Annotated in this window: 23 protein-coding genes; 7 read left to right on the top strand and 16 right to left on the bottom strand. The window is 75.3% G+C overall.

The window, feature by feature from the left end:
* A partial coding sequence (locus SCA03_RS24330; protein WP_141275651.1) for an MmyB family transcriptional regulator occupies positions 1 to 608 on the bottom strand: 608 nt, incomplete at its 3' end.
* 456 nt (positions 609 to 1064) lie between these two features.
* Between SCA03_RS24330 and SCA03_RS24325 the strand changes: the two genes are divergently transcribed.
* Positions 1065 to 2165 carry a type I phosphomannose isomerase catalytic subunit gene (locus tag SCA03_RS24325; protein WP_086815827.1) on the top strand — a complete coding sequence of 367 codons (1101 nt, stop codon included), beginning with the start codon at positions 1065 to 1067 and terminating at the stop codon, positions 2163 to 2165.
* Positions 2166 to 2219: 54 nt separating this feature from the next.
* Here SCA03_RS24325 and SCA03_RS24320 read toward each other — a convergent pair whose 3' ends face one another.
* The 5 genes from SCA03_RS24320 to SCA03_RS24300 form a co-directional block, all read right to left on the bottom strand.
* Entirely contained in the window at positions 2220 to 2768 is a 549-nt protein-coding gene (locus SCA03_RS24320; protein WP_230988884.1) for a DUF402 domain-containing protein, read from the bottom strand.
* Between the two features lie 159 nt (positions 2769 to 2927).
* The gene (gene rpsR, locus SCA03_RS24315; RefSeq protein WP_030879431.1) at positions 2928 to 3164 is read right to left on the bottom strand and encodes a 30S ribosomal protein S18; all 237 of its coding nucleotides are present in this window, start codon (positions 3162 to 3164) and stop codon (positions 2928 to 2930) included.
* A 77-nt stretch (positions 3165 to 3241) separates the two neighbouring features.
* On the bottom strand, positions 3242 to 4405 hold the full coding sequence (locus SCA03_RS24310) for a CobW family GTP-binding protein (protein WP_086815828.1): 1164 nt from the start codon (positions 4403 to 4405) through the stop codon (positions 3242 to 3244).
* The gene (gene rpmG / locus SCA03_RS24305; RefSeq protein WP_030879426.1) at positions 4405 to 4569 is read right to left on the bottom strand and encodes a 50S ribosomal protein L33; all 165 of its coding nucleotides are present in this window, start codon (positions 4567 to 4569) and stop codon (positions 4405 to 4407) included. The genes SCA03_RS24310 and rpmG overlap by 1 nt, the downstream gene beginning before the upstream one ends.
* A 43-nt stretch (positions 4570 to 4612) precedes the next feature.
* Entirely contained in the window at positions 4613 to 5401 is a 789-nt protein-coding gene (locus tag SCA03_RS24300) for a TetR/AcrR family transcriptional regulator (RefSeq protein WP_086815830.1), read from the bottom strand.
* A 156-nt stretch (positions 5402 to 5557) separates the two neighbouring features.
* Here SCA03_RS24300 and SCA03_RS24295 point away from each other — a divergent pair, with 156 nt between their 5' ends.
* Positions 5558 to 6430, top strand: a complete 873-nt coding sequence (locus SCA03_RS24295; RefSeq protein WP_030879420.1) for an NAD(P)H-binding protein — start codon at positions 5558 to 5560, stop codon at positions 6428 to 6430.
* Positions 6431 to 6456: 26 nt separating this feature from the next.
* Here SCA03_RS24295 and rpmF read toward each other — a convergent pair whose 3' ends face one another.
* Entirely contained in the window at positions 6457 to 6627 is a 171-nt protein-coding gene (rpmF, locus tag SCA03_RS24290; RefSeq protein WP_030879418.1) for a 50S ribosomal protein L32, read from the bottom strand.
* A 218-nt stretch (positions 6628 to 6845) separates the two neighbouring features.
* Here rpmF and SCA03_RS24285 point away from each other — a divergent pair, with 218 nt between their 5' ends.
* Positions 6846 to 7760: a carbohydrate kinase family protein gene (locus tag SCA03_RS24285; protein ID WP_086815832.1), complete on the top strand. Its 915-nt coding sequence runs from the start codon at positions 6846 to 6848 to the stop codon at positions 7758 to 7760.
* Positions 7761 to 7910: 150 nt separating this feature from the next.
* On the opposite strand, the gene SCA03_RS24280 is transcribed toward SCA03_RS24285, so the two are convergent.
* The 4 genes from SCA03_RS24280 to SCA03_RS24265 all read right to left on the bottom strand — a co-directional run bounded on the left by SCA03_RS24280 (position 7911) and on the right by SCA03_RS24265 (position 11277).
* On the bottom strand, positions 7911 to 8804 hold the full coding sequence (locus tag SCA03_RS24280; RefSeq protein ID WP_086815834.1) for an ABC-2 membrane transporter-related protein: 894 nt from the start codon (positions 8802 to 8804) through the stop codon (positions 7911 to 7913).
* Between the two features lie 49 nt (positions 8805 to 8853).
* Positions 8854 to 9738, bottom strand: coding sequence for an ABC transporter ATP-binding protein (locus tag SCA03_RS24275; protein ID WP_086815836.1), 885 nt, complete (start codon positions 9736 to 9738; stop codon positions 8854 to 8856).
* Entirely contained in the window at positions 9735 to 10133 is a 399-nt protein-coding gene (locus SCA03_RS24270) for a GntR family transcriptional regulator (protein ID WP_086815838.1), read from the bottom strand. Before SCA03_RS24270 ends, SCA03_RS24275 begins: the two co-directional genes overlap by 4 nt.
* 193 nt (positions 10134 to 10326) lie before the next feature.
* The gene (locus SCA03_RS24265; protein WP_230988883.1) at positions 10327 to 11277 is read right to left on the bottom strand and encodes an alpha/beta fold hydrolase; all 951 of its coding nucleotides are present in this window, start codon (positions 11275 to 11277) and stop codon (positions 10327 to 10329) included.
* 108 nt (positions 11278 to 11385) lie between these two features.
* Between SCA03_RS24265 and SCA03_RS24260 the strand changes: the two genes are divergently transcribed.
* Entirely contained in the window at positions 11386 to 12003 is a 618-nt protein-coding gene (locus SCA03_RS24260) for a TetR/AcrR family transcriptional regulator (protein ID WP_086815845.1), read from the top strand.
* A 250-nt stretch (positions 12004 to 12253) separates the two neighbouring features.
* Here the strand turns inward: SCA03_RS24260 and SCA03_RS24255 are convergent, their stop codons facing one another.
* Positions 12254 to 13330, bottom strand: coding sequence for a helix-turn-helix transcriptional regulator (locus tag SCA03_RS24255; protein ID WP_141275650.1), 1077 nt, complete (start codon positions 13328 to 13330; stop codon positions 12254 to 12256).
* Positions 13331 to 13594: 264 nt separating this feature from the next.
* Here SCA03_RS24255 and SCA03_RS24250 point away from each other — a divergent pair, with 264 nt between their 5' ends.
* On the top strand, positions 13595 to 14695 hold the full coding sequence (locus SCA03_RS24250; protein WP_030894507.1) for a winged helix DNA-binding domain-containing protein: 1101 nt from the start codon (positions 13595 to 13597) through the stop codon (positions 14693 to 14695).
* 117 nt (positions 14696 to 14812) lie between these two features.
* Positions 14813 to 16006: a hypothetical protein gene (locus tag SCA03_RS24245; RefSeq protein WP_174864509.1), complete on the top strand. Its 1194-nt coding sequence runs from the start codon at positions 14813 to 14815 to the stop codon at positions 16004 to 16006.
* Between the two features lie 186 nt (positions 16007 to 16192).
* On the opposite strand, the gene SCA03_RS24240 is transcribed toward SCA03_RS24245, so the two are convergent.
* The 3 genes from SCA03_RS24240 to SCA03_RS24230 form a co-directional block, all read right to left on the bottom strand.
* Positions 16193 to 17185 (bottom strand): MASE1 domain-containing protein, encoded by a 993-nt coding sequence (locus SCA03_RS24240; protein WP_078872974.1) that lies wholly within the window; start codon positions 17183 to 17185, stop codon positions 16193 to 16195.
* 35 nt (positions 17186 to 17220) lie between these two features.
* A complete protein-coding gene (locus SCA03_RS24235; protein ID WP_086816128.1) occupies positions 17221 to 18105 on the bottom strand; it encodes a PP2C family protein-serine/threonine phosphatase in 885 nt (294 codons plus the stop codon).
* Between the two features lie 100 nt (positions 18106 to 18205).
* Positions 18206 to 19177, bottom strand: a complete 972-nt coding sequence (locus SCA03_RS24230) for an endo alpha-1,4 polygalactosaminidase (RefSeq protein WP_086816126.1) — start codon at positions 19175 to 19177, stop codon at positions 18206 to 18208.
* A gap of 287 nt (positions 19178 to 19464) precedes the next feature.
* Here SCA03_RS24230 and SCA03_RS24225 point away from each other — a divergent pair, with 287 nt between their 5' ends.
* The gene (locus SCA03_RS24225) at positions 19465 to 20178 is read left to right on the top strand and encodes an ATP-binding protein (protein WP_230988882.1); all 714 of its coding nucleotides are present in this window, start codon (positions 19465 to 19467) and stop codon (positions 20176 to 20178) included.
* 158 nt (positions 20179 to 20336) lie between these two features.
* Here SCA03_RS24225 and SCA03_RS24220 read toward each other — a convergent pair whose 3' ends face one another.
* Entirely contained in the window at positions 20337 to 21842 is a 1506-nt protein-coding gene (locus tag SCA03_RS24220) for an amino acid permease (RefSeq protein WP_086816122.1), read from the bottom strand.
* Positions 21843 to 22026: the final 184 nt, after the last annotated feature.

Below are 22026 nucleotides of genomic sequence, written 5' to 3'. Positions count from 1 at the left end.
GGGAGCCGCTCCAGCCGCGCGGACGGGCGGGCGCCCGCGCTCGCGCGGAGCGAGGCGACGACGCAGGCCGCGGTCTCCGCCCGGTCGACGAAGAACTCCCCGGCCCCGGGGGAGAGGAACACCATGCGCGCATAGTTGTCCCGGTGCTCCAGCCCCTCGTACAGCAGAGCGCCGAGCGGGTTGGCGGCCACCACGTCCAGTTGCCGGTCGATCACGAGCGCCGGGACGGCCAGCGCGTCCAGCAGGGGGCGCAGCGCCTCCAGCCGTGCGGCGGGCAGCTCGGCCTCGCCGGTGTCCTCGCCGTCGTCGGCCCGGCCCGCGGCGGCCAGCTCGCGCAGATGCCGCCGCGCCGGTTCCTCCAGCAGCAGTGCCTCGGCCAGCGCCGACAGCACCGGGCCGGACGGGCGCCGCTCCCTGCCCTGCTCCAGCCGGACGTAGTAGTCCGTGCTGATCCCGGCCAGCAGCGCGACCTCGTCCCGCCGCAGCCCCGGCACCTGCCGCTCACCGCCCGGCACCAGCCCCTGCTCCGCCGGCCGCACCCGTGCGCGCCGCGCCCGCAGGAACTCCGCCAGGGGGCCGCTCGACCCCTTTCCGCCGTTTCCGCTCATGCCCGCAACCGTAGGGAACGTCTCGCCCCAGCGGGGTAGGAGCGATCCACCCACCCCCGGGCTCCCGCCCTGACCTGGGCATCTTCCTCCGCGGGGGCTTTCTCTCCGCCGGGGCTTTCTCTCCGTCCCGGCTCCCGGCCCTGCGGAGGGCCCGACCGGCACGCGGAGAGCTCCGACCGCCCGCCCCACCGAGCCCCTGCCGAGCTCCTGCCGAGCCCTGCCGAGCTCCTGCCGAGGCCTCGCCGAGCCCCTGCCGAGGCCCGTCCACCGCGCGGCACCGCCGGGCCCGCCGCCCCCGCCTGGTAGTGCTGAACCGACCACGGCACGCACCCGGGGCACGCGACCGCACCCGCCCGGCAAGGCCCCGCCGACCCCGGCCTCCGATACGGCCGTACAGCCCCGGGCGACGGCCCCGCGCAGCCCCGGGCGACGGCCCCGCACAGGACAGGGAACGGTGTGACACGAGACTCCGAGCAGCAGCGGCCGGCCCCGGCGGACTGGTGTCCGCTGCGGTTGACGACCCCCGTCGCCCAGCACGTCTTCGGCGGGCGGGCCATTCCCGACCGTCTCGGACGTACCGGCCTGCCGGACGGGCCCGTCGCCGAGACCTGGGAGGTCAGCGATGTCGAGGGGGCGGGCGCCGAGGTGGTGGGCGGTCCGCTCGCGGGCCGGAGCCTGCGCGAGCTGGTGCGCGACCACCCGGCGGAGCTGATCGGTGCCCGGGGCGCCGACGGCCCCCGCTTCCCGCTGCTCACCAAGTTCATCGACGCCCACCGGGCGCTGCCGGTGCATGTCCACCCGGACGACGCCGACGCCCGCGCCCTGGACGGCGAGCCGAACGGCAAGACCGAGGCGTGGCACATCCTGTACGCCCGGCCCGGCGCCACCGCCTGGGCGGGCACCGTGCCCGGTGTCGGGCGTGGGCGACTCCGACAGGCCCTGCTGGACGAGGACTTCGCCTCCGTGCTGCGCCGTCTGCCCGTCCGCGCGGGGGACACCCTCTACGTCCCCGCAGGCACGGTGCACAGCTTCGGTCCCGGCACCCTCGTCTACGAGATCGAGCAGACCTCGGATCTCCAGCAGCACGCGATGCGGCACCGGATGGAGGACGGCGCCGCTCTCGGCGACGAGCAGCGGCACGCGAACATCGAGGCGCTCCTCGACCGGTGGAAGCCGCGGTACCGCCCCCGCTTCCATCCCGGGCTGCCGCTGCCCGCCGCCGCCGGCACCGAGCGCCGGGTGCTGGCCGCCGGTCCGTACTTCGCCCTGGAACGGCACCGTGCGGTGGACGGCGCGGGGCTGGCGCTCTCCTTCGACTCCGCCGTCGTGCTGAGCAACGTCGGCCGGCCCGTGCGGCTGTCGTGGGACGGCGGTACCGAGTCTCTCGGCGCCGGTGCGACCCTGCTGCTGCCCGCGGTGCTGGCCCGCGCCACGGTGCACGGCCCGGCCGATGTCCTCCTCGGCCATGTCCCGGAGTTGGACCGGGACATCCGCGCACCGCTCACCGCGGCGGGTCACGACCCGGCCGCCGTCTCCGCGCTGGGCGAAGGGGTGTGACCCCCGTCGAGCGCGGTGTTCCCTTCGTCGGTCCGGGCCCGCCGGGGGTCCGGGCTATCCGACGAGGTCCAGCCAGGGGCGCCAGGCCGAGACGAAGGGTTCGGTGCCGTGGCCGTCGAGCCGGGCCGCCTCCAGCAGCCGGGCGGCGGTCCGCCGGGCCCGGGAGACGACGTCGTCGGGGTAGCCGTAGGTCAGCCGGTGTTCGGCGAACTCGTCCTCGTCCTTGAGCCGGGCCTCGCCGCCGGGGGACCGTACGACGTCGAGGTCGAGATCGACCGTGCGCAGGACGGTCCGGTCCGCGTTCCACTCGGGCACCGTGCACACGTCGCAGTACACCTCCGGGGCCGGGGCCGCGCAGAACGTGGCCGTCCACCACCGGCCGTCCGGCACCAGCAGGACGTGGGCGAACCGGTTCGTCCAGCCTCCGGCGTCCGCCTCGACGGCGACGCCGCGCGCGGTGCCCAGCCAGACGCCGTGCTCGTCCTCGCCGAGCCGGTCGGCCGTCCAGCGGGCGCTCAGCCGTCCGTCGTACTTCCGGAACTCGACCTGCACGGAGGTCCGGTCCGGGTCCGCCCGCGCGGCGCGGGCTCTCTCCGCGGTCACGGGGACGATGCTAACGCGTCGCCCCCGCAGGGGAGTTGGGGTCGGTCGACCCCGCGGGCAGCGCCGCAGCCCCGGCGCGCTGGGCTCCGGGGCTGCGGGCCGTCCCCGGCGGGAGGCGGTGCCGGGGACGGGGTGCGGTGCGGTGTCCGGTGGGGCCGGTCACCGGGTGGCGTACGGGAGGAGGGCCATCTCCCGGGCGTTCTTGACGGCGGTGGCGATCTGCCGCTGCTGCTGCGCGGTCACGCGGGTCACGCGACGGCTGCGGATCTTGCCGCGGTCGGAGATGAACTTCCGCAGCAGCTCGGTGTCCTTGTAGTCGACGTAGGTGATCCCTGCCGCGTCCAGCGGATTGGGGCGCGGCCTGGGCTGTTTGCGTGCGGGGGTGCGGCGGGGCACGGTGCGGTACGTCCTCTCGTTGCGGGATGGGAGCCTCGGCCCGACGGGTCAAGTCCGGGAAGGGATGGGGGAGTTGGTCAGGCGGCGGGGTCGAGCAGGGAGTCGAAGGCGCGCGGCAGGCGTTGCCAGGCGTCGCGGCCCGCCACGTACTCGGCGTTCGTCAGCAGACAGGACTCCAGCAGCCGCACCAGTCCGTCCCGGTCGAGGCCGGGCGAGGTGAACACCAGGTGCTGGCAGCGGTCCCCGTGCACGGGGTGCCAGTCGAGCGCGGCGGCGGCACGGCGGAGGGGCGGCTCCAGGTCCCAGGCGGCGTCCGGCAGCGCGGCCAGCCACGGGCCCGCGCTCTCGACGCAGAGCGCTCCGCCCGCCGCGTCCCAGGACAGCAGGGTGTCGGGGCGGTCGGCCAGCCAGAACCGGCCCCGGCTGCGGGCCGCCACGCAGGTGAGGTCCTCCAGTGCCGCGTAGAGCCGTTCGGGGTGGAAGGGCCGGTGCCGGCGCCAGACGACGGTCGTCACCCCGGCGTCGTCCGCCTCGTGCGGGAGCCGGGCGCAGGCCGGGTGCTGTGCGGCGGCAGCGGCCTCCACGTCGAAACCGGCGTGCACGCGGCGTATCAACTCCGGGTCACAGGCGTTGAGTTGGTGTGCCGTGGGGTTGAGCTGGGTGAGCAGGGCGTGGTCCTCGGTGTCCGCCTCCGGGTTGTCGGCGAGCGCCAGCAGGGGTGCGTACTCGATCTGCCGGGCCCAGGTGTCGCCGATCGTGCGGTGGTCCCCGGGGGCGGCGGCCAGCCCGGCGTCGGCGAGGTCGTCGCCGCCGGCGAGGCACGGGAGCGCCAGGGCCGGGTCGACGGCGGTGACGACCCCGGTCAGCGCCAGGTCGGGCCCGCCGTGTGCGGCGACGACCTCCGCCATGGCCTGCGGCTCGACGGAGTCCCACAGCTCGACGACGGCCAGCGTGGCCGCCCGGCCCGCCGCCAGCCGCTCCAGCTCGGGGACGAGGTCCTCGCGCAGCGCACAGCAGGCACAGCCGCGCACCAACGGGGCCTCGTCGCGCCCGAGTTCACCGGAGGCGTCCCGCACGGTGCGGACGACGGTCCCCTCGCTGCTCGCCGCGCCGAGGTCGTGGTGGAGGGCGACGCTGCGGGGGACGGCGGCCAGCAGCCGCTCGACGACCTCGCGGCGGGCGTCGGCGTGCATCCCGGCGACCAGGACGACGGGCAGCGCCGCCGGGTCCGCTCCCCGCATCAGCGTTCCTCGCGGAAGTCGACGTGCCGCCGGACGACGGGGTCGTACTTGCGCAGCGTCATCCGGTCCGGATCGTTCCGCCGGTTCTTGCGGGTGACGTAGGTGTAGCCGGTCCGCGCGGTGGAGCGCAGTTTGATCACGGGCCTGAGTTCGTTGCGTGCCATGCCGCCACTCTAAATGGAAATGGTTTCCATTAACAAGGCGGGGTCAGCGCTCGGGCGAGGAGGCGGCGGCCGCCTCGATGCCGTCCAGCAGCACCCGCAGCCCGAACTCCCGGGCGTCCACCGCGGTTTCGGCCGCGCCGCGGTGCAGGCCGCCCGCCTTCCAGGCGCGGGTGATCGCCGGATAGCGCCCGGGGTCGAAGTGCTCGTCCCAGAACTCCTGGCGCGCCTGCCACCAGTCGCCCTCCGGCTGCCCGCTGACCCGGGCGGCGTGCGCGTGCTCGGCCTCGGCGGCGGCCGTGGCGTCGACGAAGGTGGCGAGCGCGTCCGCGGCCACGGCCGCCCGGGAGGCGTCCAGGCCGGCCGTCGCCAGGACCGCCAGCAGATACTCCTGCCGGGCCAGCAGCCCCGGGCCGAGCGGCGGGCGCACGGTGGAGATCTCGCGCAGCCACGGGTGCGCCCGGTGCACGGCGAGCGTCCGCCGCGCGTACAGCGCGACCAGCCCGCGCCAGCCCTCGGCGTGCGGCTCGTGCGCGGGCGGCAGCTCCAGCTCGCGCCAGACGGCGTCCACCATCAGGTCGAGCAGTTCCGCCTTGCCGGGCACATGGGTGTACAGCGACATGGTGCCGACGCCCAGCCTCCGGGCCACGGCGCTCATCGTCGTCGCCTCCAGGCCCTCCTCGTCGGCGAGGGCCACGGCGGCGTCGACGATCCGCGGTACCCCGATGCGCGGCCTGCGCCCCCGGACCGCTCCTCCCGCGGTCCGGGGCGACGGCCCCCACAGCAGCCGCAGGGTCCGCTGCGGATCCCCGCCTCCGCTCGCCTTCCGTGCCATGGCCGCTCGTCCCTTCCGTGCGCGTTCCGGGGGCGGGCCGGTGCCTGCCGTGTGCGTCCGTCTCCGGCCCTCAATTCCCGTGCAGAGTACGGTAAAGTCATTCCCGTATCGGATACGGAAAAGTGCGCGAGGGCGCGGAGACGGAGGGGATCGCCGATGACGGTGCTGGTGACGGGGGCGACCGGGAACGTGGGGCGACTGGTGGTCGAGGGGCTCGTCGCGGAGGGCGCCGAGGTGCGCGCGCTCAGCCGGGCGCCGGAGCGGGCGGCCCGGCTGCTGCCCGCCGGGGTGCGGACCGTCGACGGCGATCTCGGCCGGCCCGGGACGCTGGACGCGGCGCTGAAGGGCGTCGAGCAGCTGTTCCTCTTCCCCGTCGCGCGGACCGCGCGCGAGGTGGTCGCCCGGGCCCGGGAGGCGGGGGTGCGGCGGATCGTGGTGCTCTCCTCCGGCGCCGTGTCCGCCGGGCTGGATACGACCCACCATCTGCCGGTCGAGCGGGCCGTGGAGGAGTCCGGGCTGGAGTGGACCCATGTGCGCCCGGGCGAATTCGCCCTGAACAAGCTGGAGTTGTGGGGCCCGTCCATCCGGGCCGAGCGCGTGGTGCGGGAGCCGAACCCCGACTTCGGCTGGTTCCCGGTGCACGAGCGGGACATCGCGGACGTCGCCGTGGCCGCGCTCCTGCGGGACGGGCACGCCGGTGCCGCCTACACCCTCAACGGGCCCGCGGCGGTCACCCTGCGCGCGCAGGTGCGGGCGATCGCCGAGGCCATCGGCGAGGAGATCCGCCTGGTCGAGGTCACCCCCGAGGAAGCCCGCGAACGCTACGCCGCCCAGGGCGGGTTCGCCGCGGAGAACGCGGACTTCCTGCTCGGTTTCGCCGACTACGAGGGCAATCCGGCCGACCCCCGCGAGATCGCCGCCTTCGACCCCGCCGGCCTCGGGCCCCAGCCCACCGCCGAGGCCGTCACCGGGGTGCCGGCCCGTACCTTCGCCCGGTGGGCCCGCGACCACGCGGCCGACTTCCGCTGAGCCGGCGGCCGTCGCCGGTCAGCCGCTCACTCCTCGGGGCGCAGCAGCCCGCGTTCGTAGGCCCGGACGAGGCGCCGCGGCACGCGGTGCACGGTGCCGTTCAGGGTGACCGGTACGAGCTGCGGCGGCTCGGCCTTCCAGCGCGCCCGGCGGTGGCGGGTGTTGCTGCGCGACATCTTCCGTTTGGGTACGGCCACGGGTCCTCCTCGGGTCGGTGTGCCGGTCGACGAGGTCCATCGTAAATGGGATTCGTTTTCAAAAACTCCCCGGGGTGGCGCACCGGCGGGGTCCGGTGCGCCTTCCGCCCCTGGTCCGGGCGGGAACGACGGGTCGGCTACCCTCGCAGCCGTCCGGTCGCGCCGCCGTCGCGCCGCCGGCCGCCGCACCCCTGTCGAGCGCCGCGAAGGAACCGCCCGTGATCGTCGTAGCCGGTGAAGCCCTGATCGACCTGGTGCCGCAGAGCGCCGGCGACCCCCTCGCCGCGCTGCGTCCCGCGCGCGGCGGCGGCCCGTACAACACCGCCGTGGCGCTGGGGCGGCTCGGCACGCCCACCGCGTTCTGCTCCCGTGTCTCCACCGACGCCTTCGGGGAGTCCCTGCTGGAGCGGCTGCACACCGAGGGCGTGCGGACGGACCTGGTGCAGCGCGGCGCCGAGCCCACCACGCTCGCGGTCGCCGCGCTCGACGCGGCGGGCTCGGCCGCCTACACCTTCTACGTCGCGGGAACCGCCGACCGGCTCTTCGCCCTGCCCGGCCGACTCCCCGCCGCCACCCGGGCGTTGTCGCTCGGCACCTGCTCGCTCGTCCTGGAGCCGGGCGCCACCGCCTACGAGCAGCTGATGCGGCGGGAGGCCGAACGCGGGGTGTTCGTCGCGCTCGACCCCAACATCCGTGCCGGGCTGATACCGGACGCCGACGCCTACCGCGCCCGGTTCCGCGGCTGGCTGCCCTCCGTCTCGCTGCTGAAGCTGAGCGAGGACGACGCGGAGTGGCTCGGCGGGGACGTCGCCGACTGGCTGGCCGCCGGCCCGGCCGCCGTCGTCCTCACCCGGGGCGCCGACGGGCTGACGGTCTTCACCCGCGACGGGCGGCAGCTGTCCGTGCCGGGCGAGCGCGTCGACGTCGTCGACACCATCGGCGCCGGTGACACCGTCAACGCCGCGCTGCTGCACGCGCTCGGGCAGCGGGAGCTGTTCGCGCCCGGCGCGCTCGACGGGCTCGACCCGGACGGGTGGCGGGAGGTGCTGGGCTTCGCCGCGCGCGCCTCGGCGCTCACCTGCTCCCGCGCGGGCGCGGAACCACCGCACGCTTCCGAACTCGCCGCCGCCTAGCGGCGTTTCCGCCCGTCCGCCGCCTGTGCGGCGTGGCGGCGGCTGCCGTCGGGGACCGCCCAGTGCGGGCGCCGGAGACGACGGAAAGGCGCCCGCTTCCGCTGCCCCCCGACAGCGGTAGCGGGCGCCCTCATCGGCGCGGGCCGGTGGTCAGCCGGCCCGGTTGCGCAGCAGCTGGAAGGTGCCGGCGACGGCCAGCGCGGCCGCCGCCAGGACGATGCCGGACTCGATGAACTGGAGCGGCCACACGTGCGAGGCCGGGTGGAAGTGGGCGGTGATGTGGTGCACGTTCGCCTCGTCGACGCCCTGGAGCTCCGCGCCGCTCGGCACGTCGTAGGTGCCGCTGCTGGTGCGCGTCTCGGTGGGCAGCAGCTTGAACCGCAGGGCCTGCATGAGCAGTTGGACGGCGGCCATGGCGGCCACGGCGACCAGCGCGGCGGGGACCGAGCGGCCCAGCAGCAGGCCGGCGAGGGCGCCCAGCGCGACGCCGAGCAGCGGGTAGACGAAGGCGAGCAGACCGCCGTCGTAGTAGACGTTGGAGTCGAAGAAGCCCCAGTTGCCGACCCCGAACTCGGCCGACCTGACCAGGTGGAAGAGGGCCACCAGCACACCGGTGCCGACCGTCACCGCGACCGCCGGGACCGCCAGCCGGGCGGCCAGCCAGCGCGCCGGGGAGACGCCCTGGGTCCAGGCCAGCCGGTGGGTGCCGTGCTGCAACTCGCGGCCGACCAGCAGCGCGGCCACGTAGGCGGGCGCCAGGAAGGCGACGGCCCGGATCAGCACATCGACGACGATCAGCATGTCCTTGTAGGCGCCGATGGCACCGAAGTCGTAGCACTGGTGGTGTGAGCAGTAGATGCTGTCCTGCTCCGCTGCCGAGCCGCCGGGCCCGTAGAGCCACAGCAGCACCCCGGCGGTGACGGCGAGATAGCCGACCCAGACCCAGAGGCCGCCGCGGTGCAGCCGTATCACGGAGCGGACCGGGCCGCCCGGCCGACCGCCGCTGTCGAACGCGGAGTGGGGGGAAGCGACGTGCGTGGTCATGGTCTTGGTCTCCTGGAGCGGTGGGACGGGACGGTGGGGAGGGGACGGCTCAGTCGGCGGAGAGATCGAGCGGGGGTGCGTCCGGAGCGCCGAGGTAGTGGACGACCAGCTCCTCCAGTGACGGCTGGGCGGTGCTCCAGCCGTCCGGGAGCGGCCCCGCGGGGCGGAGCAGCGCGGTGGTGCCGCGGCCTGCCGCGCGGGAGTCGACCACGGTGTGCGCGGACAGGTCCTCGACGGTGCCGCGGCCGGTGGCCAGCAGATGCGCGTCGAGCAGCGCGTCGGTCGCGCCGGCCAGCCGTACCCGGCCCTGTCCGAGGAGCACCAAGTCGTCGCAGGTGTCGGTGAGTTCGCCGAGGTCGTGCGAGGAGAGCAGGACGGTGGCGCCGTGCTCGGCGACGTGCGCCATCAGCAGCCCGGTGAACTGCTTCCTGGCGAGCGGGTCCAGCGCGGCCATCGGCTCGTCGAGCAGCAGCAGATCGGGCCGCTTGCCCAGGGCCAGGGCGAGCGCGACGCGGGTGCGCTGGCCGCCGGAGAGCCGGCGGACGCGGGTGCCCGGGTCCACGCCGCCCTGCTCGACCACGTCGGCGGCGTACCGCGCGTCCCAGCGGCCCGGGTTGAGGCCGGCCGCCATGCGCAGGGTCTCGGCGACGGTGAGCTGCGGGTAGAGCTGCTTGTCCTGGGCGAGGTAGGAGACGCGCTCGCGCACCTCGCCGGGTGTGTGCCCGCCGAGCAGCCGGATGCTGCCCTCGGTCGGGCTGCTCACCCCGGCCGCGAGGTCCAACAGGGTGGACTTGCCCGCCCCGTTGGGGCCGACGAGTGCGCAGACGCTGCCGGCCCCGACCTGGAAGCTGCAACCGTCCAGTGCCGCGGGGCGCCGCCGTCCGAACTGCTTGACCAGCCCGGACGCCTCGACCGCCGGCTCCGCGCCGGTCATCGGGCCTCCTGCGGGAAGTGCTCGTCGAGCAGCGAGCTGAAGAGCGCGGTCACGTCGTCCCGCTCCAGCCCGGCCTCCCGGGCGCGGCGCACCCAGCCGGCCAGATCGGCGTGGAGCCCGGAGTCCACGGGGGTGGTGCGCAGGCCGCGGCGGACGAAGGTGCCCATCCCGCGGCGGGCCTCCACCAGCCCCTTGCGTTCCAGCTCGCGGTACGCCTTGAGCACGGTGTTCGGATTGACCGCGGTGGCTTCCACCACGGCACGGGCCGTCGGCAACTGGTCTCCCTCCTCCAGCAGACCGAGCCGGAGCGCCTGTTCGGTCTGCTGAATGATCTGCACATAGGTGGCTACGCCACTCCGCCTGTCGATGCGGTACTCGATCCGGGGCTCGGTCACGCCCTGACCCCTTTCACTAATTAAGTAGTGAAAGCATGAGGTGCGGCGCCCGCGGCTGTCAACCCGGTGCTGTGCTGAGCAGGAACGTGCAGGTCGAGGGAGGTGCGAGCCGCCGGGGCCCCGGAGGTGCGCAGCCCTGGGTCTCCGGCGGCAGGCCGTGGTGCCGGGCGAGGGCTCCCGGCGGGGTGGCGGGTCAGGCCCGTCCGTGGGCCTCCGTCGCCGCGAGGAAGGCCAGGATGCGGGCGTTGACCTCCTCGGCGTGATCGATCTGCGGCCCGTGCCCGGTCCGTTCGACGATCTCGGCGCGCGCTCCCGGTATCAGCCGCGGCACCCGCTCCGCCTGCCGGCGGGGGTGCAGCAGCAGGCTGCGGCGGCCGAGGAGCAGATACAACGGCGTGCGCACGGTGCGCAGTTCGTCCTCGGTCAGCGGTGCGGGCGCCGGGCGGCGGATGCGATGGGCCCGGACACCGGCGCGGATCATGTTCCGCAGCTCCGGCACCACGAGCACGGGCTGCTCCAGCCAGGCGGCCAGTCGGACCCGCAGCGCGCGGGGTGCGAACGTGGCGAGGAAACCGGCGAAGATCCAGGCGAAGAACCGGGGTCCGACCTTCTCCAGGCCGCCCGGGTCGAGCAGGGTGACCGACGCGAGCCGTTCGGGCCGCAGATGGGCCTGGTTGAGCGCGAGCCAGCCGCCGTAGGAGACGCCGACGAGGTGGACGCGGTCCAGGCCGAGCCCGGCCAGCGTCTCGTCGAGCCACTGCGCGGCGTCCTCGGGCCGGTGCAGGGGTTCGCGCTGCACGCTCAGCCCGGGGTCGCCCGGGGTGTCCAGCGCGAAGACGGTGCGTTCGGCGCTCAGGTCGCCCGTGTTCGGGTACCACATCGCGGAGTTGGTCCCCGCGCCGTGCACCAGCACCACGGGGAGATGTTCCGGGGCGTCGGCCCGTGCGGGCCCGTAGCGGTAGACGTGGGTGGTGGCGAAGGCGGTCTCCACCTCGGTCTCGGCCGCCGGGGCCGGGCCCAGCGCGTGAACGGCGGCGCACGCGGCGAGATAGCGCTCGCGCAGCTCCTCGTTCACATAGCGCCCGACATCGGGCCGGGTGGTGGTGCGGGTGTGGTCGCGGGTGCGGGGCACGGCTCTCGGCACGGTGGACGCCTCCTCGGCAGCTCCATTTTTGTGGTACGAACGTACCATGAACGTGGTACGGCGGTACCATCAACCGGCCGTCAGCAGGCCGAACAGGGAGTGAGCAGCGTGCCCAAGCGCGTCGACCACGAGGAGCGGCGGACCGCGATCGCCCGGGCCCTCATCCGGGTCGCCGGCCGTCGCGGACTGCACCGGGTGGGCATGCGCGACGTGGCCGCCGAGGCCGGGATCTCCCTGCGGCTGGTGCAGTACTACTTCGAGACCAAGGAGAAGCTGCTGCTGCACGGACTGCGCCAACTGGCCGCCGACTTCGGCGAACGGGCCACGGCACGCAGACGCGCGGCGGGCGAGGGCGCCGGGCCGCGCGCGGCCGTCGAGGCCCTGCTGCTGGAGTCGCTGCCCACGGACGAGGAGTCCCGCACCTTCCATCTGCTGTTCACCTCGTACGCCGTACTCGCCGCGACGGACGAGGCGTTGGCGGCGCAGCCGTTCACCGACGCGCCCGACGCCGCCGAGAACGCCGTGACGCACCTGCTCGAACAGGCCCTGGGCGAGGGCCTCCTGACCCCCGGCGCCGACCCGCGCCGGGAGGCGGCCGGACTGCTGGCCATGGCGGCCGGACTCGGCTCGGGAATCCTCGCCGGTCAGCGGAGCCCCCACGACGCGGCCGGCGTGCTGCGCCACCACCTCGACCGCCTCTTCCCGGGCACGGGGCCCGAGGGCTGAGCCGGGCCGGGGCTGCCGGTTGGTCCGAGCCGGGCTGTCGGTCGGACTGCGTCCCGGGCCGCCGGTCGGAGTGCGTCGCGGGTCGCCGGTCGGAGTGCGTCGCGGGTCGCCGGTCGGAGTGCGTCGCGGGCCGTCGGCCGGAGTGCGTCCCGGGTCGCCGGCCGGGCCGGGCCTGTGCCGTCGGCCGAGTCGGTCCTGTGCCAAGTGCCGCCCGGGCAACGGGACTTGGCGTCGAAGGACGGGGTCTGCGTCAGGGCGCCGGAGCGGATTCCGGGGGCGGGGCCGGGGTGTTCCCGTTCGCGGCGTGGGGGTCCGCCGTGCCGGGGCGGGGCAGGGCGGCGCCCGATGCCGCGGCCGTGCAGCGTTCGGCGAGGCGGGCGAAGGCGGTCCTGAGCGCGTCCGGGCCGACGACCTCGACACCGGCGTCGAACCTGGCGAGGTCGGCGGCCAGCGCGGTCCACGACCAGGAGCCCAGCACGAGCCGGCAGCGGTCCGGCCCGAGCTCCTCGGCGACCCCGTTGCCCAGGTACCGGGAGACCTCGGCGGCCGGCAGATCCAGGACGACCTCGCCCCGGCACGGCCAGCCGCCCGCACCGTCCGAGCCGCGGAACCTGCCGTCGACGAAGGCGGCCACGTCGCCCCCGGGCACCTCGCGCGGGGTGAAGCGGGGGCCCGTCGGCGTCCGCGGGGCGATCCGGTCGGCACGGAAGATCCGCCAGTCCTCGCGGTCGAGGTCCCACGCGACCAGGTACCACCGGCCTTCCCTGGCGACGAGATGGTGCGGCTGCACCCGGCGCGGTGCCCGCCCGGCACCGTCCCGGCCGTCCGCGGGGCAGGAGACGGGCACATGGTCGAAGCGCAGCACCTCGCGGGCGTGCACGGCGGCTCCGAGCGCCGCCAGCACACCGCTCGCGGCCTCGGTGTCCGGCCTGTCCGCCGGCCGGCCGACGGCGGTGACCGGCAGGGCGTCGATCCGGTGCCGCAGCCGGGCGGGCATCACCTGCCGGACGGTGGTCAGCGCCCGTGCCGCCGCGTCCCCGATGCCGGCTCCGGTGGTGGCGGCGCTCCGCAGCGCGACGGCGAGGGCGACGGCCTGCTCGTCGTCGAACAGCAGCGGGGGCAGGTCGGCGCCCGCGTCGAGCCGGTACCCGCCGTCCGGCCCCTTGGCCGCCGTGACGGGATAGCCGAGCCCGCGCAGCCGCTCCACATCGCGGCGCAGGGTGCGCGGGCTGACCTCCAGGCGCTCGGCCAGCAGTGCTCCGGGCCAGTCCCGCCGTGCCTGGAGCAGGGACAGGAGCGTCAGCAGGCGGGCCGAGGTCTTCTGCATGTGTCCCATCCTGCCCGCAGAAGCGGTCCGGGACTGACCGCTTCTGCTGCGACGGTGCTCACCGAGGGGCCGGGGCACGGCCCCTGGCCGCCGGGCAGCCGGCGGCCGGACGACCACCCGTGCGAAGCGGAGGAACTGCGCAGTGACGAGGCGCACACCGGGCCGTACCGGCCCGAACACCCGTCGGCCCCGGCCCGGTCGGCAGGCCACCGGGCGCCGGGAGCCGGGCCCGCGAGCGGCCCGCAGCGGGCAGGAGGCGGCCGGATGACGGTGCTGGACGACCGGACGCTGGGCCGTGCCACCCTCGCCCGGCAGCTGCTCCTCGACCGTGCCGGCATCCCGGCGCACGACGCGGTCGCGCACCTGTGCGGCCTCCAGGCGCAGGAGCCGCAGGAACCCTTCGTCGGGCTCTGGTCCCGGCTGCACGGCTTCGCACCGGGCGCGCTCTCCGACCTGTTGACGGGACGTCAGGTGGTACGCACGCATCTCATGCGGCGCACCGTCCACCTCGTCACGGCCGACGACGTGCTCGCCTGGCGGTCCCGGCACGACGCCATGCTGCGTCAGCGGGTCCTCGGCGTCTACCGCGACGACCTCGCCGGGGTGGACCTCGGCGAACTGGCCGCCGCGGGCCGGGAGGTGTTCGCCGACGGGCAGCCCCGCTCGATGACCGAGCTGGCCCGGGCGGTCGCCGGGCGCTGGCCGGAGACCGGTACGCGCGCGCTGGGCGAAATGCTCGTCGCCGCCCTCGTGCCGGTGGCACAGCTGCCGCCGCGCGGGCTGTGGCGCACCAGAGCCGGGGTGCGCAACCTTCCGCTGTCCTCCTGGCTGGGACGCGACATCGAGCCCCCGGCGCCGGAGGGCTCCGACCCGGTCGGCGAAGCGCTGGTGCGGCGCTATCTGGCCGCCTTCGGCCCCGCCGCCTCCGCCGATCTGCGCGCCTGGTGCGGCCTGGCGGGACTGCCGGCCGCCGTCGCCGCCGTACGCCCGGAACTGGTGGCCTTCCGTGACACACGCGGCCGGGAACTGCTGGACCTCCCCGACGCACCCCGGCCCGACCCGGACACCCCGGCGCCCGTACGGTTCCTGCCCGCCTTCGACAACGTGGTCCTCGGCTACCGGGACCGCGGCCGGATCATCGACGACGCCCACCGCGGTCTGTCGGTGACCGGCGCCCGCTTCGTCCTCGTCGACGGGAGGACGGCCGCCACCTGGAGCGTCGAGGCCGGCACCGTGACGGTCAGCCCGCTGCGTGCTCTCACCCGGCCGGAGCGCTCTGCCGTCGCCGAGGAGGGCGAGGCGCTGGCGGCCTTCCTCACCGACGGCGAGAGCCACCGCGCACGGATCGCCGACGCGCCCCTCTGAGCCCCGTCGGCTCCGGGGCGGGCGGTGGAGGTGCGGCCCGCGCGCGGCGGGCGGGTGCGCGCGGCACGATGGTGCGGGACGCGCCCGACGCCGTCCGCGAAGGAGGAGGGAGGAGGCGTGGACCTGGACTCCGTCGCCGACGAGCTGTACGGGCTGCCCCCGCGGGACTTCACCGCCTCCCGGGACCGACGGGCCCGGGAGGCCCGCGCGCACGGCGAACGCGAACTGGCCTCCCGCATCGGCGGGCTGCGCCGCCCGACCCTGGCCGCCTTCGCCGCCAATCTGCTGGTGCGCGAGCGTCCGGCGGAGACCGAGGCGCTGCTCCGGCTCGGCGAGGAGCTGCGGGAGGCCCAGCGTGACCTGAACGGCGCACAGCTGCGCGAACTGTCCGGCAGGCAGCGGCAGATCACCTCGGCGCTCGCCCGCGCGGCACGCGAATTGGCCGAACAGGCCGGCGAACGGATCAGCCAGAACGCCCAGCGGGAGGTGCAGGAGACGCTGCACACCGCCCTCGCGGACGCCGAGGCCGGCCGGGAGTGGGCACGCGGCCGACTCGACCGGCCGCTGACCGGCGCCGTGGGCTTCCCCGGGGAGACGGGGGAGACCGGAGAGGCCGGACAGCCGGGAGGTGCGGAACGGGCCGGACCGGCTCCGTCCGCTCCGTCCGCCCCGTCGTCCTCGTCCTCCGCCGCTGCCCGGAAGCGCACCGGTGGCAGGCGCGGACCGTCCGGCGGGGTGGCCGATCTGGACGCGGCACGGGCCCGCCGCCGTGAGCGGGAGCAGCGGCAGGGCGAGAAACAGCGGCGTGAGGAGGCCCGCCGCCGGGAACGGGAGGCCGAGCGCGAGCTGCGGGAGCGGGCGGAGGCGCACACGGCGGCGGCGGACGAGGCGGAGGCCGCCGAGCGGCATCAGAGGCAGACGGAGGACCGGGTCGCGGAGGCCCGCGCCGAGCTGAAGGACGCCGAGGCGGAACAGCGCCGCGCACGCGAGGCCGCCCGCGCGGCCCGGGACCGGGCGAAGAAGGCCGAGCGCGCCCTCACCGAGGCCCGCCGCCGTGCGGAGAAGCCCGCCGGGGCGGGCGCCGGGGCCGACGGGGCGGGCGCCGGGGCCGGGAAGAGGCGCACCGGCGCGGGCAAGAAGACCGTCGCCCCGGCGAAGAAGCCCGGCGGGGCGGCGGAGAAGCCCGGAACGGGCAGGGGGAAGACCGGCGGGGCCAGGAAGTCCACCGGCACGGGCAAGAAGTCCACCGGTGCGGACAGGAAATCCTCCGGCTCGGGCAAGAAGTCCACCGGCTCGGGCAAGAAGCCCTGACGAGCTCGGTAGCGCACGAGACCCGGAAGCGCACGAGGCTCGGGAGCGCACGGGACCCGGAAGCGCTCGGGGCTCGGAAGTGAACGAGGCTCGGGAGCGCACTGGCTCGGGGGTGGACGAAGCCCGGAAGCGGACAAGGTCCGGGAGCGCACGAGGTGCGGGGGAGGGGGAGTTGCGTGTGCGGGGTCACAGGCGGGTGGAGCGGCTTCCGGGGGCGAGTCTGTCGACCATCTCGGCCAACTCGGCGCACGCCTCCTCGATCCGCCGCAGAGTGTTCCGCTTCTCCGCCGTCACCGCGGCGAGCAGCAGCGCCGTCAACGCGGCCGAGCCGTTGAGCGCCTGGAGGCTGATCATGCCCTCGATGAGGCTGTGCCGGGCGAAGCCGCCCGTGCGCTCGGTGGCGGCCCAGGTCGCCGAGACGGAGACGACGGCCACGCAGAAGGCGCTGCCCGCGAGCTGGAACCGCAGCGACGCCCACACCAGCAGCGGAAAGACCAGGAACAGCAGATTGACGGTGCTGCGGGTGGCGAAGACCGACAGCAGCGCCGTCGCCACCATCAGCACCACCGCCTCGGCCGCCGCCGGCCAGCCGCGCGGTCTGCGCAGCCGGGGCACCGCGAGCAGCAGCGGCGTGACCACCAGCACGCCCACCACGTCCCCCGCCCACCAGGCCGTCCACACCGGCCAGAAGTCCGGCGGATCGATGTCGCCGCCCGTCACGGCCATCAGCGCCCCGGTGGTGGCGCTGATCAGCATCCCGGCGAAGGCGCCCAGGAAGACCAGGCCCGCGCCGTCGCGCAGCCGGTCCAGCTGGTGCCGGAAGCCGGTGCGGCGCAGCAGTGCGTAGGACAGCAGCGGCGCGAGGGTGTTCCCCGCGACGAACCCGATCGAGGACAGGTCGAGCCCGTCCGCCATGGTCCAGATGACCAGGGTCGCGCCGATCGCGATGCCCGGCCAGGCCCGGTAGCCGAAGAAGAGCAGGGCGCTGACGGCGATCCCGGTGGGCGGCCAGAACGGCGTGACGACGGCCCCTTCGACGGTCACCTCGCGGAGCAGCCCCAGCCGCCCGCCCGCGTAGTAGACGACGGCGATGACCACGACCCGCAGGCAGTCCGCCGCCAGCCGGCGGCCCCGGCCCTCCGGCCCCGCCCGGCCCGTTGCTGGTGAGGTGCGTGCCACCGGTTCATCAGACAACGGCTTCGGCGGGGCCGCTGTCAGACACGCCCTCCACCGGCCGGTGGCTGCTGCCGCTCCGCCTCGGCCGTGCCGGGCCGCCGCGCGGTGGGCGGGCCGTCGTGCCGGAGCACCAGGACGGCTGCGTCGTCGGTGTGCCCGGTGTGTTCGGCGACGTCCATGATGCGGTCGGCCAGCGTCTCCGGATCGTCCTCCAGATGGTCGCCGAGCACCCGCGCCACCTCGGCCAGGCCCTCCTCCTGCGCGACGGTCGGCCCCTCGACGACGCCGTCGGTGAGCAGCGCCAGGGCGCCCGGCTGGGTGAGCCGGTGCCGGGTGACCGGGTAGTCCTCGTCCTCCTGGACGGCCAACGGCAGCCCGCCGGCGTCCTCCTGGACTCCGCGGCGGCCGTCGGCACCCGCCCACACCGCGCCGGTGTGCCCGGCCCGTGCGCCGTGCACGCTCCAGGTGGCCGGGTCGAAACGGACGAAGGTACAGGTGGCGAAGAGCCGGCTGTCCATCGCCACCAGCAGGTCGTTGGCGGTGTGCAGGATCAGCCCCGGGTCGGTGCCGGCGGTGGCCGCCACCGCTCGCAGGACGATACGGGCCTGCCCCATGAAGGCGGCGGCCTCGACGTCGTGCCCCTGGACGTCCCCCACGCAGAACGCGAGGGAGCCGTCCGGCAGCCGGAACCCGTCGTACCAGTCGCCGCCGATGTCCAGGCCGTTGCGTGCCGGTGCGTAGCGGGCTGCGACGTGCAGCCCGGGCGCGGTCGGCAGGGCGGCGGGCAGCATGCCGCGCTGGAGGACCTCGGCCAGCTCGATCCGGGCCCGCTGGACCTCGATCTCCTCCCGGGCCCGTGCGGTCAGCTGCCCGAGCCGGGTCAACAGGTCGTCGGCGCTGGCCGACCGCGCGTGCCGCCCCATGCCACCACGGTAGAGGCGCTGCCCGTGCCCCGCCCGGCGGCCGGGCAGCGGCCGGGCTGTGGCTGTTTCTCCGGCTGTTTCTGCGGCCGTCCGCCGCCGGTCAGCAGTGCCGCAGCACGTGTCCGTCGGCGCCGGCGGGACGCAGATCGCGGTCGCGCAGGACGACCGACATCCGGCCGTCCCTGGCCTCGCAGGCGGGCGCGAGGTCCGCCTGCCGGTACTCGATGACGAACACCCGGTCCCGGTAGGCGGCGCCGTACTGCCCGCACTCGTCGTAGCGCCCGCACTCCTCCGCCACGGCGAAGTCGAACCCGGTGCGGGAGCGGTCCCCGAGCAGCTCGGCGGTGTTCTTCTGCGCGACGGCGAGATGCGCACGGTGGGCGCGTGCGGTCAGCATCCTGGCGAAGGCGATGGCGTCCTGCTTGCCGAGCAGCGCGTGGGAGCGCTGGTAGGAGTCCAGATTGTCGGGCTCGACGGCGTCGAAGCCGTCCTCGGCGCAGCCGTCGATCCACGGGCCGACGATCTTCATCAGTGCGGTGCGCCGGTGCGCGGTCGAGATGTCCAGCAGCGGCTCGTCCCAGTCCTCGTCGATGACCAGCTCGCCGTCCTCGTCCCGCAGCAGCAGATCGGGGTGGTGGCTCCGCCACCAGTCGACGGCCTTGTCCGGCTGGGTCTGGAAGGCGTTGACGTAGCAGATGTTGTAGCGGCCGGGCGCCGGGTCGTCCGTGCGGTCGCGGGAGACGGCGCGGACGCGGTCGGCGGGCCGGTAGGCGCCGCCGAGCTGGTAGTCGAAGGCCATCCCCGGCTTCGGCAGCCGGACCCGCTCCGGCCGGGCCGGGTCGTCGTCCCGGGACGCGCCGTCGGCCGGGGTCCCCGAGGAGGAGGACGACGACGAGGAGGCGCAGCCGCAGACGGTGAGCAGCAGCAGAAGGGCAACGGCCGCACGGCCGAACAGACCGCGCGGCGCCCGGCGCCCCGCGTACCGGCCCCGGCGGGTGGCCGGGGTGCGCGCCGGCGTGGCGGGGCACACGGCGCCCCGCCCGGTGACGCGTCGGACGATCACATCTCGCATTCCGGAAGTATAGGGACAGCTCCGGGGGCCGGTCCTTACCGGGGTTGCCGTGCACCGCCTCGGGCGCGGCCGGTGTGCACCCGATTGCGCCCGCCGGGCGCAGGGGCCGCGGGAAGGGAGGAAAAAGCTCATACAGTGACGAACAGCACCTCCGCGAGAACAGGAATGGCCATGGCCGTACACGCGGAACCCGCCGAGCACCACCGCCCCCGGCGGCGACGCCATCCTGACCGCCGGTCCTGCCGCCCCCGGCCGGACGGGCCCGCGCCGGGGGAACGGACCCGGCCGTGACCGCCGACTCCTCCTGGCACATCGACCTCCCGCACGCGCCGCCCGCAGCGCCGATCGCCCGCGCGGCCGTCCGCAACGCGCTGAGCGAGCTGGGCTCCTCCGTCGACGGGGAGACGGCCGAACTCCTGGTGTGCGAGCTGGTGACCAACGCGATCGAGCACACCCCGGGCGGCACCGCCGTCGAGCTGACGGTCACGGAGCTGGGGGAGGGCCTGCTGGTCGAGGTCCGCGACCGCGATCCGCGTCCCCTGGCGGGCCTGCCCCGCGAGGACGCCGGCGAGGGGCCGTCCGGCGACCCGCCGCAGGCGGACGCCCGCCCGGCCGGCGCCGCGCCGGGCGACCCGGACGCCGGCTCCAGCGTCCACGAGGAAGCCGACCGGGCGCTGGCCGAGGCGCTGGAGGAGGTCGCCGACGCGCCGGGCGAGGGCGGGACCGCACCGGCCCCGCCGTCCTCCCCGGAGACGCTGGACGTCCGCGCCCTGGAGGACGTCGCGGAGGACGGGCGCGGGCTGCTGCTCATCCGCAGCCTCAGCACCGCCTGCGGGAGCCGCCTGGGCCCGGACGGCAAGACGGTCTGGTTCACCCTCGGACCGGACGAGCCGGATGTCTCGGATGCCTCGGGCGGGCTGGACGCCCCGGACGCTTCGCACGGGCCTGACGTCCCGGGCGGGCCTGACGCGCCGGGTGCCCCGGACGCGCGGGAGCCGTAGCCCCGCGTCCGCCCGGGCCCCGGCCCCGGCCCACCGTTCCACGCGGGCGCCCCCGCTGTTCCGCCGCCGTCGCGCTGCTGCCCGACCGCCGCTCTACCGTCGCTCTACCGCCGCTCCACCGGCGCGCTCCACTGCCCGGCCTGGCCGGACCACCCGACCTACCCGGCCTGCCCGGCCCGGACCGCCGGGGACGGTGTGCCGTCGTCGGCGGGCTCCTCGTGCGCCGGGCCGGAGCCGTCGGCACCGTCCGCCGCGGCCTCCTCGGCGCGGCCGAGCCGCGAGCGGCGCCGGCCGTAGACCGAGTAGAGCACCAGCCCGACCGCGACGAACACCGCGAACTGGATCCATGTCATCAGCGGCAGCCCGTACATCAGATACAGGCTGAAGCCCACGCCCAGCAGCGGTGCGACGGGGAAGAGCGGCACCCGGAAGCGGCGCTGGAGGTCGGGCCGCGAGCGGCGCAGCGCGATGACGCAGATGTTCACCACGGCCATGACGGCCAGCGTCCCGATGACCGTCATGTCCAGCACCACGTCCAGCGGGACGACGGCGGCGGGCACCGCGAAGACGACGGCGACGATCCAGGTGTTGGCCACCGGGGTGGACGTCTTGGGGGAGACCCGCTCGAAGACCTTCGGCATCAGCCCGTCGCGGGCCATCGACATCAGGATCCGGGTCTGCCCGTACATCACCGCCAGCACCACGGAGGCGATGGCCACGACCGCGCCGAGCGCGATGACCGTCGAGCCGAAGGCCGAACCGGTGGCGTGGTTGACGATCAGCGACAGCGCGGCGGGCTTGCCGCCGACCTGCTCCCAGGGCATGGCACCCAGCGCCGCCACCGAGACCAGGCAGTAGATCAGCGCGACACAGCCGATCGTCACCAGGATCGCCAGGGGGATGTTCCGCCGCGGATTCTTGACCTCCTCGCCGGCCGTGGAGATCGCGTCGAACCCGATGAACGAGAAGAACGCCAGCGAGGCACCGGCACCGATCCCGCCGATACCGGCCGGGGCGAACGGCGTCAGATTGCCCGCCTGGTAGGCGGTGAACGCGACGGCGCAGAACAGCACCAGGATGCCGACCTTGATGACGGCCATCGCCGCCGTCGCCCGCGCGCTCTCCCGTACGCCGCGCACCAGCAGGACGGCCGCCAGCAGCATCACGACCACCGCCGGGATGTTGACGATGCCGCCGTGCCCGGGAGCGGCGGCGAACGCGTCGGGTATGCGCAGCCCGATCGTGTGCTCCAGCAGCTCGTTCAGGTACTGGCCCCAGCCGATCGCGACGGCCGAGACCGACACCCCGTACTCCAGCAGCAGGCACCAGCCCACCAGGAAGGCCGTCCGCTCCCCGAGCGAGGCGTAGGTGTAGGAGTACGAGCTGCCGGAGACGGGGATCGCACCGCCCAGCTCGGCGAACGAGAACGCGGTGAAAATGCAGGTCAGCGCGGCCAGCACAAAGGAGACGATCACCGCGGGGCCGGCCTCGGCCACCGTGTCGGACAGGCCGACGAAGATGCCGGTGCCGACGATCGCCCCGATCCCGAAGCACACCAGCTGGAACGGGCCGATGGTGCGCTTGAGACCGTGGCCTTCGAGGTCGGCGCCGGATTCGGCCACCAGCTGGTCGGGGGACTTGATGCGCGGACCGGTGCGGGGCATGGAACTTCCAGGGCTCTACGCGGAGGCGGGGGGAACGGAGCGCGGCGACGGCGCACCGGGGAGAGGCCGGTACGCATGCGAAAGGCCCGGACCGCCGGCCCGGACCCTTCGAGGCGCGCTGCCTCCATCGTATCCGCGGAATATGCATGACCCCGCGTTTATGCGTATGACTATGCACACACCC

Source organism: Streptomyces cacaoi (assembly GCF_006539165.1).
GTDB classification, from domain to species: domain Bacteria; phylum Actinomycetota; class Actinomycetes; order Streptomycetales; family Streptomycetaceae; genus Streptomyces; species Streptomyces cacaoi.
The sequence above is the reverse complement of the archived record's forward strand: the minus strand, read 5'-3'. Positions and strand labels throughout refer to the sequence as shown.

What these genes read in the sequence shown, in the direction of transcription:
- SCA03_RS24310 (WP_086815828.1), bottom strand. Translation starts at nt 4,405, where the DNA reads ATGCGGGGAGCGGACCCGGCGGCGCTGCCCGTCGTCCTGGTCGCCGGG.
- SCA03_RS24255 (WP_141275650.1), bottom strand. Translation starts at nt 13,330, where the DNA reads ATGCAGAAGACCTCGGCCCGCCTGCTGACGCTCCTGTCCCTGCTCCAG.
- SCA03_RS24295 (WP_030879420.1), top strand. Translation starts at nt 5,558, where the DNA reads ATGACGGTGCTGGTGACGGGGGCGACCGGGAACGTGGGGCGACTGGTG.
- SCA03_RS24280 (WP_086815834.1), bottom strand. Translation starts at nt 8,804, where the DNA reads ATGACCACGCACGTCGCTTCCCCCCACTCCGCGTTCGACAGCGGCGGT.
- SCA03_RS24300 (WP_086815830.1), bottom strand. Translation starts at nt 5,401, where the DNA reads ATGGCACGGAAGGCGAGCGGAGGCGGGGATCCGCAGCGGACCCTGCGG.
- SCA03_RS24220 (WP_086816122.1), bottom strand. Translation starts at nt 21,842, where the DNA reads ATGCCCCGCACCGGTCCGCGCATCAAGTCCCCCGACCAGCTGGTGGCC.
- SCA03_RS24250 (WP_030894507.1), top strand. Translation starts at nt 13,595, where the DNA reads ATGACGGTGCTGGACGACCGGACGCTGGGCCGTGCCACCCTCGCCCGG.
- rpmG (WP_030879426.1), bottom strand. Translation starts at nt 4,569, where the DNA reads ATGGCACGCAACGAACTCAGGCCCGTGATCAAACTGCGCTCCACCGCG.
- SCA03_RS24235 (WP_086816128.1), bottom strand. Translation starts at nt 18,105, where the DNA reads ATGGGGCGGCACGCGCGGTCGGCCAGCGCCGACGACCTGTTGACCCGG.
- SCA03_RS24230 (WP_086816126.1), bottom strand. Translation starts at nt 19,177, where the DNA reads ATGCGAGATGTGATCGTCCGACGCGTCACCGGGCGGGGCGCCGTGTGC.
- SCA03_RS24275 (WP_086815836.1), bottom strand. Translation starts at nt 9,738, where the DNA reads ATGACCGGCGCGGAGCCGGCGGTCGAGGCGTCCGGGCTGGTCAAGCAG.